Annotated in this window: 10 protein-coding genes; 7 read left to right on the top strand and 3 right to left on the bottom strand. The window is 67.0% G+C overall.

The window, feature by feature from the left end:
- Window positions 1-157: 157 nt before the first annotated feature.
- Complete coding sequence (locus ABE483_RS18695) at window positions 158-1,036, bottom strand: tetratricopeptide repeat protein (RefSeq protein ID WP_346482173.1); 879 nt, start codon at window positions 1,034-1,036, stop codon at window positions 158-160.
- Window positions 1,037-1,405: 369 nt separating this feature from the next.
- On the opposite strand from ABE483_RS18695, the gene asnB reads away from it, so the two are divergent.
- From asnB to ABE483_RS18710, 3 genes are all read left to right on the top strand, one after another.
- A complete protein-coding gene (gene asnB / locus ABE483_RS18700; protein ID WP_313217736.1) occupies window positions 1,406-3,097 on the top strand; it encodes an asparagine synthase B in 1,692 nt (563 codons plus the stop codon).
- An 87-nt stretch (window positions 3,098-3,184) separates the two neighbouring features.
- Window positions 3,185-4,573 (top strand): cation:proton antiporter, encoded by a 1,389-nt coding sequence (locus ABE483_RS18705; RefSeq protein ID WP_346482174.1) that lies wholly within the window; start codon window positions 3,185-3,187, stop codon window positions 4,571-4,573.
- A 67-nt stretch (window positions 4,574-4,640) separates the two neighbouring features.
- A complete protein-coding gene (locus tag ABE483_RS18710) occupies window positions 4,641-5,129 on the top strand; it encodes a bacterioferritin (RefSeq protein ID WP_346482175.1) in 489 nt (162 codons plus the stop codon).
- Between the two features lie 248 nt (window positions 5,130-5,377).
- Here the strand turns inward: ABE483_RS18710 and parC are convergent, their stop codons facing one another.
- Both parC and ABE483_RS18720 read right to left on the bottom strand, forming a co-directional pair.
- Window positions 5,378-7,621: a DNA topoisomerase IV subunit A gene (parC, locus tag ABE483_RS18715; RefSeq protein WP_346482176.1), complete on the bottom strand. Its 2,244-nt coding sequence runs from the start codon at window positions 7,619-7,621 to the stop codon at window positions 5,378-5,380.
- A 58-nt stretch (window positions 7,622-7,679) separates the two neighbouring features.
- Window positions 7,680-8,558: a helix-turn-helix transcriptional regulator gene (locus ABE483_RS18720; RefSeq protein WP_313211676.1), complete on the bottom strand. Its 879-nt coding sequence runs from the start codon at window positions 8,556-8,558 to the stop codon at window positions 7,680-7,682.
- Between the two features lie 143 nt (window positions 8,559-8,701).
- Between ABE483_RS18720 and ABE483_RS18725 the strand changes: the two genes are divergently transcribed.
- Genes ABE483_RS18725 through ABE483_RS18740 form a run of 4 tightly spaced genes read left to right on the top strand, consistent with a single transcriptional unit; the run spans window position 8,702 to window position 13,407 of the window.
- The gene (locus ABE483_RS18725; RefSeq protein ID WP_088433075.1) at window positions 8,702-9,145 is read left to right on the top strand and encodes a MarR family transcriptional regulator; all 444 of its coding nucleotides are present in this window, start codon (window positions 8,702-8,704) and stop codon (window positions 9,143-9,145) included.
- Window positions 9,146-9,150: 5 nt separating this feature from the next.
- Window positions 9,151-10,635: an efflux transporter outer membrane subunit gene (locus ABE483_RS18730; protein WP_313211678.1), complete on the top strand. Its 1,485-nt coding sequence runs from the start codon at window positions 9,151-9,153 to the stop codon at window positions 10,633-10,635.
- Between the two features lie 11 nt (window positions 10,636-10,646).
- Window positions 10,647-11,828: a multidrug efflux MFS transporter periplasmic adaptor subunit EmrA gene (gene emrA, locus ABE483_RS18735; protein ID WP_123728786.1), complete on the top strand. Its 1,182-nt coding sequence runs from the start codon at window positions 10,647-10,649 to the stop codon at window positions 11,826-11,828.
- Between the two features lie 7 nt (window positions 11,829-11,835).
- Entirely contained in the window at window positions 11,836-13,407 is a 1,572-nt protein-coding gene (locus ABE483_RS18740; RefSeq protein WP_176989939.1) for a DHA2 family efflux MFS transporter permease subunit, read from the top strand.
- The last annotated feature ends 171 nt before the right edge of the window (window positions 13,408-13,578 follow it).

Below are 13,578 nucleotides of genomic sequence, written 5' to 3' on the forward strand. Positions count from 1 at the left end.
CCCGTGGGGCGACACGTGCAGCCGACCAACGGTCGGCTCTACCGGGTGGGGCGACACGTGCAGCCGACCAACGGTCGGCTCTACCGGGTGGGGCGACATGTGCAGCCGACCAACGGTCGGCTCTACCGGGTGGGGCGGAAATTTCGGGTATCCGGCGTCAGCCGAAGGTCCAGAACGGCGCTTTGATCCGCTCGCGCCAGTACGTCTCCCCGGCCAGGTAGAACTTCTGCGTATAGGCCTTGGCGAACCAACCTGCGGCCGCGTCCAGATCACGTGTCACGCCGGCGCGGCCGCGGCCCAGCAGCAGGCCGCTGAAATACTGCCCGTACACATTGCCCTGGTCGGCCGCCAGCCGATACCAGCGCAGCGCCTCGATACCATCGCGCGGCAGGCCCATCCCGAGTTCGTACATCGCGCCCAGATCCACCTGGGCGTCGGCATCACCGCGCTGCGCACGCCGCTGGATGTCGACGACCAGCGGATGCAGGGTGCCCTCCGGCTGCGCGGCGATCGCCTGCGGCAGCCGCGAGGATTCGGACGGCATGTGGTGGTAGATGGTCGCGCGCAGGTCCCAACGCAGCGCGCTGGCCGCCTCACCGCGTTCGCGATGGAACCTGGCCAGCATCAGCATCGCCATCGGGTTGCCATGCTCGGCAGCGGCGCGATACCAGCGCTCTGCCTTGCGCGGTGAGGCGCGCAGTGCAGTGCCCTGCAGGATGTTCGGGCCGGTGCCATGCAGCAGCTCACCGTGGGTCCAGATCCGGCCCAGGGCCTCTTCGGCCTGGGGGTTGTGGAAGCTCCACGGGGTGACGGCGGCGGCACGTTCGTACCAGGTCACGGCGCGCGGGTCGTTGAAAGTCTCGTAGGTCCTGGCGGCCTCCCAGGCACTGTCGAAGCTGCCATCGGCCGCCTTGGTCTCGATCGACTGCACGATGCTCGCAGGCGTACGTGACGGGGCGCTGCTGCAGGCGATGAGAGAAAGGGCCAGGGCGATGCCGCCCAGGCGTGTAGCGATGCGTCCAATGCGAGCGGTCATGCCAGCCAGGGGGGTGCAGAAGGACCGTGATTATCGCCCGGCCCCGGAGCGCGGGGTTGTCCGCGGCGGTCGGTTTGGTTGCCATCGCAACAGTTGCACCGCCGCCCAAACCCGGTTACGGTCGGTCCATGTCCTCGTTCCCGGCCACCGCTGTCAGCAATACCAACCGCACTAATCTGCGCGCGAATAATCGTGCGCGGCCGATGCGGGACTGCGACCAGGGCTAGTACAAGCAACACGCCCGGACCCCAGAAAACCCGCATCGACCGATGCGGGTTTTTTTGTGGCCCGGGTTTACCCCTTCCGGGCCTGGGTGGCCGGTCGAATGCCTGCAATACGTGTATTCCCCCATCATCAGGAGCTGTTCCCATGTGTTCGATTTTCGGTATTTTCGGCCTCCAGGCAGGCGATGACCTCGTCGCATTGCGTCGCCATGCGCTGGACCTGTCGCAGCGCCAGCGCCATCGCGGCCCGGACTGGAGCGGGGTGTACGTCGATGACGGCGCCATCCTGGTCCACGAGCGCCTGGCCATCGTCGACCCCGCCGGTGGCTCGCAGCCGTTGCTCTCCGAAGACGGCGGGCTGGCACTGGCGGTCAACGGGGAGATCTACAACCACCGCGAACTGAAGGCCGAGCTGGCCCAGCCGTACGCCTTCCAGACCGGCTCGGACTGCGAGGTGATCAACGCGCTGTACCGCGAAGACAGCCCGGCCTCGTTCCTGAACCGCCTCAACGGCATCTTCGCCTTCGCGCTGTGGGACCGCGCCGAGCAGCGCGTGCTGATCGCCCGGGATCCGATCGGCGTGGTGCCGCTGTACTGGGGCCACGACAAGGACGGCCGCCTGGTGGTGGCCTCCGAACTGAAGTCGCTGGTGGACATCTGCGCCGACGCCGCGCAGTTCCCGCCGGGGCACTGGTACGACAGCGCCACCGACACGCTCACCCGTTACTACGAGCGCCCGTGGCGCGACTACGACGCGGTCGAAGGCGTGGAGGCGGACCGCGTCGAACTGCGTGAGGCGTTCGAGCGTGCGGTGCACCGCCAGCTGATGACCGACGTGCCCTACGGTGTACTGCTCTCCGGCGGTCTGGATTCGTCGCTGGTCGCAGCCGTCGCCGCGCGCTATGCCCGCCACCGTGTCGAAGATGGCGATCAGAGTGAAGCCTGGTGGCCGCGCCTGCACTCCTTCGCGATCGGCCTGAAGGGCTCGCCCGATCTGGCGGCCGCCGCCATCGCCGCCGAAGCCCTGGGCACCGTGCACCACGGCTTCGAATACACCTTCGAAGAAGGCCTGGATGCGCTGCCGGAAGTGATCCGCCACGTGGAGACGTACGACGTCACCACCATCCGCGCCTCTACGCCGATGTTCCTGCTGGCGCGCCGGATCAAGGCGATGGGCGTGAAAATGGTGCTGTCCGGTGAGGGCAGCGACGAGATCTTCGGTGGCTACCTGTACTTCCACAAGGCGCCGAACGCGCGTGAGTTCCATGAGGAGCTGGTGCGCAAGCTCGATGCACTCAACAACTACGATTGCCTGCGCGCCAACAAGTCGATGATGGCCTGGGGCGTGGAGCCGCGCGTGCCGTTCCTGGATCGCGAGTTCCTCGATGTGGCCATGCGCATCGATGCCAAGCACAAGATGGTCGGGCAGGGCCCCGCCGGTACGCGACGTATCGAGAAGGCGGTGCTGCGCGAAGCCTTCGAAGGCTACCTGCCGGACTCGATCCTGTGGCGCCAGAAGGAGCAGTTCAGCGATGGCGTCGGCTATGGCTGGATCGACGGGCTCAAGGCCCATGCCGAGGCCCAGGTCAGTGACCGTGTGATGGCCGCGGCGGACAAGCGCTTCGTGCACAACCCGCCGCAGACCAAGGAAGCCTACTTCTACCGCCACGTGTTCGAGCAGTACTTCCCGACCCAGGCGGCAGCGGAGACCGTGCCGGGTGGCAAGTCCATCGCGTGCTCTTCGCCGGCGGCGATCGCGTGGGATGCGAGCTTTGCCGCGATGGCCGATCCCTCCGGGCGCGCCATCGCCGGCGTGCACGAGCAGGCGCTGGCCTGAGCGATGGCCACACCGCCGCGTCGTCCGCGGTGGTGTGGCGACGCGTGCAGCCCGTAGAATCGCCCCTTCAATCGATGGGGATCGGTCATGGACTCTGACACCACCGGCATGCGTCGCAGCGGCCTGGCCTGGCGCTATCTGGGCTGGGTGGCGTTGCCGCTGGTGATTGGCCTGGGCCTGGCGCGGTTTGCCGGCCCCGCCGTGACCGCGCAGGTGGCCCGTGCAGAGTCCTCGCTGGGGGGCGACTGGGCCGCGCATCTGCATGCGCCGCTCGGTCTGTTCCTGCTGCAGTTGCTGGTATTGCTGATGGTCGCCAAGGGCGCGGGCTGGCTGTTCCGTCGCCTTGGCCAGCCGGGGGTGATCGGTGAGATGGCGGCCGGCCTGATGATGGGGCCGCTGGTGCTGGGGGCCATGTTGCCGCAGGTCCACGGCGTGCTGTTCCCGCCGGCATCGCTGGGTTCGCTCGGCCTGCTCAGCCAGCTCGGCGTGCTGATGTTCCTGCTGGTGGCCGGGGCGGAGCTGGATCTGGGCGGACTGCGGGGGCGACGTCGTTTCGCCTTCGTGGTCAGCCATGCCGGTATCGCCGTGCCCTTCGTGCTGGGCGTGCTGCTCGCGATCTGGCTCTATGGTGCACACGCGCCGCCGGGCGTGGGCTTCACCGGCTTTGCGTTGTTCGTGGGTATTTCATTGAGCATCACGGCGTTCCCGGTGCTGCTGCGCATCCTGGCCGACCGGGGCATGACCGGCACGCCGCTGGGCCAGACCGCCATCGCCTGCGCCGCGCTCGGTGATGCCACCGCATGGTGCCTGCTGGCGCTGATCGTGGCCGCTGCGCAATCGCAGGGCTGGGTGCCCGCGACGATCAACCTGGTCTGCGTGGTCGCCTTCGTGGCGCTGATGCTGTGCGTGGTGCGCCCGTGGTTCTCGCGCCGGGTGATCGCGCCGGGCCAGGAAGGACGCTGGCTGCTGATCATGCTGTTGATGGCGCTGGGCTGCGCCCTGGTGACCGAGATGCTGGGCATCCACGCGCTGTTCGGCGCCTTCGCGGCCGGCGTGGCGGTATCCGGCAACGCCACCCTGCGGCACACCGTGGCCGAGCGCGTCGAGCCGTTCGCGGTGACCTTGCTGCTGCCGCTGTTCTTCGCCATGACCGGCCTGCGCATGCGCGCCGATGCCCTGCAGGCCAGCGACCTGGTGCTGTGCCTGATCGTGATCGTGGTGGCCACGCTGGGCAAGCTGATCGGCACCTGGAGCGCGGCGCGCAGTGCCGGCATGGGCAGCCATGATGCGTGGAAGCTCGGGGCCCTGATGAATACCCGCGGCCTGATGGAGCTGATCGTGCTCAACCTCGGCTACGAGCTGGGCTTCCTCGGCGACCGCCTGTTTGCCGTGCTGGTGATCATGGCCCTGGTAACCACGGCCATGACCGGGCCGCTGCTGAATGCGATGGAGCGGTGGAAGCGCAACTGCAACTGATTCCGATTAGATCACCGGAATTTTAGATAGGGCACCATGCGCGCATTGATTCATCAGGAGCACCCCCATGAAAGGCAACCCGGACGTCATCGCCTGCTTGAAGGAACTGCTGCGTGGCGAGTTGGCCGCGCGCGACCAGTACTTCATCCATTCGCGCCGCTACGAAGACCAGGGCCTGTTCGCGCTCTATGAGCGCCTCAACCACGAAATGGAAGAAGAGACCCAGCACGCCGATGCGCTGCTGCGCCGGATTCTCTTCCTCGGCGGCGACCCGGACATGCGCCCGCATGGGTTCGAGCCCGGCGTGACCGTGGAAGCGATGCTGCAGAAGGACCTGGAGACCGAGTACAGCGTCCGTGACAACCTGGCCGCCGGCATGAAACTGTGCGAACAGCATCAAGACTACGTCAGCCGCGACATGCTGCTGGTGCAGTTGAAGGACACCGAAGAAGACCACGCCTGGTGGCTGGAGCAGCAGCTGGGCCTGATCAAGCGCATCGGCCTGGCGCTGTACCAGACCAGCAAGATGGATGCGAAGGGTACCGCTGCGCATTGAGTGGGTGCGTTCCGGTCTTCCGGGGAGCCGGCCAGCGGCCGGCACTACCGGTGCCACGGCATCGGGTTCCGCACGCCAGCCAGCCTTCGCCAGCCAGCGGCTGAACCCTCGTCCGTCTGCCAGCTTCTGCCAGCCAGCCGACGTTGAGACGATCAGAAAGGCCGGGGAAACCCGGCCTTTTCTGTGGGTGCAACAAAAAAACGGCCGGGTTTCCCCGGCCGTTCCGATTCACGTCAGCACCGCGACGCTTACTCCACCGCCAGCCCTTCCACCTTCTGCCAACCACGCGGCAGCAGGTGGCCACGGGTCGCGCGGGTGCCCAGGTAGGTGTCCAGATCCTTGAACGACAGGTTCATGGTGCGCTGGCCGCTGCGCACCAGCAGCGTGTTGCCCGGCGCCACCGATACCACCGCGACCACGCGCTCGGTCGCGAGCTTGGCCTTGGGGATGTCGATGATCTTGTTGCCCTTGCCCTTGTCCAGTTCCGGCAGGTCGCTGGCCGCGATCGCCAGCAGGTTGCCCGAGCTGGTCACGGCCACGATGCGATCCGTCTCCGGATTGGCCACCACGGCCGGGGTCAGCACCTTGGAGCCGGAGGTCAGGTTGAGCATCGCCTTGCCGGCCTTGTTGCGGCCGGTGAGGTTCTCGAAGCGGGTCACGAAGCCATAGCCGTGCGTGGAGGCCAGCACGAAGCGCGTGTTGTTCTCGCCACTGGCCAGGGTCATGAAGGCGCTGCCCGGCGCCGGCGAGAAGCGACCGGTCAGCGGTTCGCCGTTGCCGCGGGCCGAGGGCAGGGTGTGGATCAGGGTCGAATAGGCCCGGCCCTCGCTGTCCAGGAACGCCACCTGCTGCGTGCTGCGTGCGCGCACCGAACCGAGCAGCGCATCGCCATCACGGTAGGACAGGGTGGACGGGTCCATGTCGTGGCCCTTGGCCGCACGGATCCAGCCCTTCTCCGAGAGCACCACCGTCATCGGCTCGCTCGGCACCAGCTCGGTTTCATCGATGGCCTGCGCCGCGCCACGCTGCACCAGCGGCGAACGACGGTCATCGCCGAACTTCTTGGCATCGGCCACCAGCTCATCGCGGATCAGCTTCTTCAGCTTGGCCTTGCTCTCCAGGATGCCGACGATCTTGTCGCGCTCCTTGGCCAGCTCGTCCTGCTCGCCGCGGATCTTCATCTCTTCCAGGCGGGCCAGCTGCTTCAGCTTGGTTTCCAGGATGTACTCGGCCTGTTCCTCGCTCAGCGCGAAGCGCGCGATCAGCGCCGGCTTGGCTTCGTCCTCGGTGCGGATGATGCGGATCACTTCATCCAGGTTGAGGAAGGCGATCAGCAAGCCATCCAACATATGCAGGCGGCGCTCGACCTTCTGCAGGCGATGGTTGAGGCGGCGGGTCACGGTGGTGCCGCGGAACTGCAGCCACTCGCTGAGCAGGGTCTTGAGGTTCTTGACCTGCGGGCGGCCGTCCAGGCCGATCACATTGAGATTGACCCGGTAGCTGCGCTCCAGATCGGTGGTGGCGAACAGGTGGCCCATCAGCTGCTCGGCGTCCACGCGGTTGGAGCGCGGTACCAGCACCACGCGCACCGGGTTGGCGTGGTCGGACTCATCGCGGATGTCCTCCAGCCACGGCAGCTTCTTGGCGCGCATCTGCGCGGCGATCTGCTCGATCACCTTCGACGGCGACACCTGGAACGGCAGCGCGTTGACCACGATGTTGCCGTTCTCCTTCAGGAAGGTGGAACGCGCCCGCACGCTGCCGTAGCCGGTCTCATACATGGTGCGCAGATCGGCGATCGGGGTGATGATCTCGGCGAAGCTCGGATAGTCCGGCCCCTTCACGTGCTCGCACAGGTCGGTGACCGTCGCATCCGGGTCATCGAGCAGGTGCAGCAGCGCGCTGACGATCTCGTTGAGGTTGTGCGGCGGCACGTCGGTGGCCATGCCCACGGCGATGCCGGTGGTGCCATTGAGCAGCAGGTGCGGCAGGCGCGCCGGCATCCAGGTCGGCTCTTCCAGCGTGCCGTCGAAGTTCGGGGTCCAGTCGGTGGTGCCCTGGTTGATCTCGCCCAGCAGCACTTCGGCGATCGGGGTCAGTTTGGACTCGGTGTAGCGCATCGCCGCGAACGACTTGGGATCATCGGTCGAGCCGAAGTTGCCCTGGCCTTCGATCAGCGGGTAGCGGTACGAGAACGGCTGGGCCATCAGCACCAGCGCTTCGTAGCAGGCGCTGTCGCCATGCGGGTGGTACTTGCCGATCACGTCACCGACGGTACGCGCGGACTTCTTCGGCTTGGAGGACGCGTTCAGACCCAGCTCGCTCATCGCATAGATGATGCGGCGCTGCACCGGCTTGAGGCCGTCGCCGAGGAACGGCAGTGCGCGGTCGAGCACCACGTACATCGAATAGTCCAGGTACGCCCGTTCGGCGTACTCGCGCAGGGGCAGCTGTTCAAAGCCGTGGAACGCGGGGCGGGCAAGATCGGTCATGCGGGATTGTTACCTGTGGCAAGGGACGGCGACGGCTGTCGCCCTCGCAGGCGGATGATTATCCGGATGCGGCCGGGGATGCCAAGCCGCGTGATGGGTTCAGGGGGTGTCCGCTGCGCGCCAGATAGCGCCCGGGCGGGCTGCCGAAGTGGCGGCGGAACACGGTGACGAAGGCGCTGGGGCTGCTGAACCCCAGTTCGTGCGCGATATCGGACACGCTCTGGCCATCGGACAGCCGGCGCAGCCCCTCGGCCAGCCGGGCCTGCTGGCGCCATTGCGCAAAGCTGAGCGTGGTTTCATCGCGGAAGTGCCGGGTCAGTGTACGCGGCGACAGCCCGGCCCACCGGGCCCATTGCTCCAGGCTGCGGCCGTCGGCCGGGTCGGCGATCAGCTGCGAGGCGATCCGCAGCAGGCGCCGGTCCTGCGGCATCGGCAGGTGCATGCGCTGGCGCGGCGCATTGCGGATCTCGTCCAACAGGACCTCGATCATGTGCTGCTGGCGCAGGCTCGGCTCGGCCGCGGGCACCCATGCGGTGACGCGCAGCGAAAGCGCCTGCAGGAGATCGGAAATGGCCAGCACGCAGGGTTCGTCGGGCAGGTCACAGGCCATCGGTGCGCTCACGATCACGCCCCAGCCACGCAGCGGCCCGCAGATATCCACCGTATGCGGCTCGCCCGGCGGCATCCAGCCGGCACAGCCCGGTGGCAGCGACCAGGTGCCGTGGCGGGTGCGGGTGGTGAGCAGCCCGGCCTCCACGCAGATCAGCTGGGCGCGCCGGTGCTGGTGCCAGTCGATCTCGCGTTCCAGCCCCTTGGGGCTCTCGATACGGAAGCCGAGCACGCCCAGCCCGTCGTCCCGTTCGAACCAGTCCAGGACCTGGTTGCGGATCATCTGGGTGGCGTCGGTCTCCAGCGGTGGCCTGAAAGTGTTATCCATTGTCCAAATTGTAATACCCGGCCAGTGGCGGGCGCCATTAAGGTATCGACCTCCCCATTGCCCTGATTGTTGCAACACAGCATTTGGTTCCAGATTGAATATTTCTATTGAGAAATATATTTTTTGGAAGAGAATGCTCACCCATGATCTGCCCTGATGCCCATCCCCCCAGCTTCGGACTCCTGCTGCGCCAAGTGCGCGATGGCCTGGTCCGTCAGCTAGACACGTCGATGGCCGAGGAAAACCTCGGTATTGGCTTCACCCACTATCTCGGTCTGAAGGTACTCGCGGCGCGTGCCCCGTGCACCGCCAACGAGTTGGCCCAGGCCCTGGACCAGGTGCCCAGCGCGGTCACCCGCCTGCTGGACAAGCTGGAAGCCTTGGACTGCGTGCGGCGCGAGCCGCATGCCCAGGACCGGCGGGCGCTGCAGATCGTGCTGACCGAGCCGGGCCGCCAGTTGTGGGCCCGCCTCAAACAGCGGGGCGACCAGACCATCGACGACGCCATGCGTGATCTGTCTCCGGACGAACGCGCGCAGCTGCTTTCCCTCATGACCCGTGTACGCGACTCACTGGTAACGCCATGACTTCCATGTTTGAACGTTCTTATTCACTGCGCCCACTGCGGCCGGTGCTGGTCTCCGCGCTGGCGCTTGCGCTGGCCGCGTGTGCCAGCAGCCGCGGCCTGGAGCCGCAGGGCCGTCTGCTGGATGCCGACAGCCTGCAGACCCAGCGCACCCTGGCCGGCAACGGCCTGAGCCAGCCCGGCTGGCCAGCCACGGACTGGTGGCGCGCGCTGGGCGATCCGCAGCTGGACGCGCTGATCGCCGAAGGCCTGCAGCGCAATCCGGGGCTGGACGCGGCCGATGCACGCCTGCGCCAGGCGCGTGCCCAGATCGGCACCGCCCGCGCCGACCGCCTGCCCAGCGTGTCCGCCTCCGGTGGCTACACCGGCGTACGCCTGCCCGAATCGATGGTCGGCGACGAGCTCGGTGGCAGCTATGCCGGCAGCGGCCAGGCCTACCTGAGCTTCAGCTACGGCATCGACCTGTGGGGTGGCAAGCGCGCCGCCTGGGAAGCGGCCGTGGACAGCGGTCATGCCGCCGAAGTGGACGCCCAGGCCGCACGCCTGAATCTCTCGGCCGCCATCGCCGAGGCGTATGCACAGCTCGGTTACGCATGGACGCTGCATGACGTGGCCAGCGAAGAACTGGCGCGCTCGCAGAAGACCCTGGACCTGACCCGTCAGCGGCGCGCCGCTGGCATCGACAGTGACCTGCAGACCCGCCAGGCCGAAGCCCGTATTCCGGCCGCGCAGCAGCAACAGCAGGCCGCGCAGCAGCAGATCGACGAAGCCCGCACCGCGCTCGCCGCGCTGGTCGGGCAGGGCCCCGACCGGGGCCTGCAGATCGTGCGCCCGCAGGTGTTGAACCCGCTGGCCCTGCAGCTGCCCGGCGTGCTGCCGAGCGAACTGCTCGGCCGTCGCCCGGACATCGTCGCCGCGCGCTGGCGCGTGGAAGCAGCCAACCGCGAGATCCACGCGGCCAAGGCCGCGTTCTATCCCAGCCTCAACCTGACCGCCCTGGGTGGCGTGGTCTCCAGTGAAGTGGACCAGCTGCTCAAGAGTGGCTCGACGTTCGCCTTCCTCGGCCCGGCACTGAGCCTGCCGATCTTCGACGGTGGCCGCCTGCGCGCCAACCTGGGCAAGACCGACGCGCAATACGACCTGGCCGTGGCTGACTACAACCAGTCCGTGCTCAACGCGCTGCGCGATGTTGCCGACCAGGTCAATGCGGTGCGCTCACTGGCCGACCAGGCCAGTGCCCAGGCCCAGGCCGTCAGCACCGCACGTGCCGCCCATGATCTGGCCGAACAGCGCTACCGCGCCGGCATCGGCAGCTACCTGGATGTGCTCAGCGTCGAAGAGCAGTTGCTGGTCTCCCAGCAGCGGCTGGCCGAACTGCAGTCGCGTCAGATCCTTGTTTCGGTCCGCCTGAGCCAGGCGTTGGGCGGTGGCTTCACCCCGACCAGCGATGCCGCCACGGTCGCCGCCACCCCCGAATCCTCGCATTCCTGAGAGTCATCCCCATGAGTCAGACCTCCGCTCCCGCTGCCGAGAAGGCAGCTCCCTCCCGTCGTGGCAAGCTGCTGCGCGGCCTGCTGGTCATCGTGGTGCTGCTGCTGGCCGCGCTGGCCCTGTGGTACTTCATGTTCGGCCGCTGGTTCGAAGAAACCGACGATGCCTACGTGCAGGGCAACCAGGTCCAGATCACCCCGCTGATCAGCGGCACCGTGGTCGGGATCAACGCCGATGACGGCATGCGCGTCGAGCGCGGCCAGCTGCTGGTCCAGCTGGACCCGGCCGACACCGAAGTGGCCCTGCAGCAGGCCGAAGCCAACCTCGCCAAGACAGTTCGCCAGGTGCGCGGTCTGTACCGCAGCGTGGAAGGGGCCCAGGCTGAATTGAACGCGCGCCAGGTCACCCTCAAGCGCGTGCGCGAGGACTTCAACCGTCGTAAGGACCTGGCCAGCAGCGGCGCGATCTCCAACGAAGAACTGGCGCACGCCCGCACCGAGCTGGCGGCTGCCGAAGCCGCTGTGGCCGGTTCGCGCGAGACCTTCGAGCAGAGCAACGCGCTGGTCGATGACACCGTGATCGCCACCCAGCCCGACGTGCAGGCTGCTGCCGCGCAGCTGCGCCAGGCCTACCTCAACAATGCCCGCGCCGGCATCGTCGCGCCGGTCACCGGTTACGTGGCGCGTCGTTCGGTGCAGGTCGGCCAGCGCGTGCAGCCGGGCAATGCCCTGATGGCCGTGGTGCCGACCGAGCAGATGTGGGTGGAAGCCAACTTCAAGGAAACCCAGCTGCGCCACATGCGCCTGGGCCAGGAAGTGGAGCTGCGTTCGGACCTGTACGGCGGCGATGTGACCTACAAGGGCCGCATCGACAGCCTCGGCCTGGGCACCGGTTCGGCGTTCTCGCTGCTGCCGGCGCAGAACGCCAGCGGCAACTGGATCAAGATCGTGCAGCGCGTGCCGGTGCGCATCGCCATCGATGCCAAGCAGCTGGCCGAGCATCCGCTGCGCATCGGTCTGTCGATCAAGGCCGAAGTGAGCCTGCGTGACCAGAAGGGCACCGTGCTGCCGACCGACATCGCCAAGGGCCAGGTGTTCGATACCGACGTCTACGCCAAGCAGCTGCACAGCGCTGACGATGTGATCCACCAGATCATCCAGCGCAACCTGCCGCAGCAGGGCAAGGCGAGCTGAGGCCACCATGTCCGCACAAGCTCCCGCCGCACCGGGCGCCCCCGCGGCCCCCGGCACGGCCTTCCGGCCGGCCAACGTCGCCCTGTGCACCGCAGGCCTGGCGATGGCCTCGTTCATGCAGGTCCTGGACACCACCATCGCCAACGTCTCGTTGCCGACCATCGCCGGCAATCTCGGCGCCAGTTCACAGCAGGCCACCTGGGTCATCACCTCGTTCGCGGTCAGCACCGCCATCGCGCTGCCGCTGACCGGCTACCTCAGCCGGCGCTTCGGCGAGACCAAGCTGTTCGTGTGGGCCACGCTGGCCTTTACCCTGGCTTCGCTGCTGTGCGGCCTGGCCCAGAGCATGGGCATGCTGGTCGTTTCACGTGCCATCCAGGGCTTCGTCGCCGGCCCGATGTACCCCATCACGCAGAGCCTGCTGGTCTCGCTCTATCCGCGCGAGAAGCGCGGGCAGGCGCTGGCGTTGCTGGCCATGATCACCGTGGTCGCGCCGATCGCCGGCCCGATCCTCGGTGGCTGGATCACCGACAACTACAGTTGGGAATGGATCTTCCTGATCAACGTGCCACTCGGCATCTTCGCGGCGCTGGTGGTGGGCAACCAGCTCAAGGGGCGCCCCGAACACGTCGAAAAGCCGAAGATGGATTACGTCGGCCTGATCACCCTGGTGATCGGCGTGGGCGCGCTGCAGCTGGTGCTCGATCTGGGCAACGACGAAGACTGGTTCAGTTCGACCAAGATCGTCGTGCTGGCCTGTGTGTCGGTGGTGGCGCTGGCGGTGTTCCTGATCTGGGAACTGACCGACAAGGATCCCATCGTCGATCTGCGCCTGTTCCGGCACCGCAACTTCCGCGCCGGGACGCTGGCGATGGTGGTGGCCTACGCGGCCTTCTTCAGCGTGGCGCTGCTGATTCCGCAATGGCTGCAGCGTGACATGGGCTACACCGCGATCTGGGCCGGCCTGGCAACCGCGCCGATCGGCGTGTTGCCGGTGATCATGACGCCGTTCGTGGGCAAGTACGCCTCGCGGTTCGACATGCGCATGCTGGCTACGATCGCCTTCATCTTCCTGTCCTTCACCAGCTTCCTGCGCTCGGGCTTCAACCTGCAGGTGGACTTCGGCCACGTGGCCGGCATCCAGCTGATCATGGGTATCGGCGTGGCGTTGTTCTTCATGCCGGTGCTGCAGATCCTGCTGTCGGATCTGGACGGTCGCGAGATCGCCGCCGGTTCCGGCCTGGCAACCTTCCTGCGCACGCTGGGCGGCAGCTTCGCCGCCTCGCTGACCACGTGGCTGTGGGCACGCCGTACCCAGGAGCACCATGCGCATCTGACCGAGCACATCTCCGGTTACACCCCGGGCATGCAGGACCAGGTGACCGCGATGGGGCAGGGCGACCTGCAGCATGGCGCGGCGGCGCTCAACAACATGATCAACCACCAGGCCTCGCAGATGGGTTTCAACGACATCTTCTTCCTGCTGGGCTGGATCTTCCTGGCCATCATCGCCTTCCTGTGGCTGGCCAAGCCGCCGTTCGGTGCAGGGGCGGGCGCTGCCTCGGCCGGTGGGCACTGAGTACGTGATACGTTGAAACGAAAAACCCCGCTGAAAGGCGGGGTTTTTTTTGTTACCGGACGGTAGAAACGAAAAAACCCGCTTGCGCGGGTTTGATCATTTTCTGAGTCATGGTGCCCAGGAGAGGACTCGAACCTCCACGAAGTTGCCCCCGCTAGCACCTGAAGCTAG

The organism is Stenotrophomonas sp. TWI602, from assembly GCF_039674045.1.
GTDB lineage: Bacteria > Pseudomonadota > Gammaproteobacteria > Xanthomonadales > Xanthomonadaceae > Stenotrophomonas.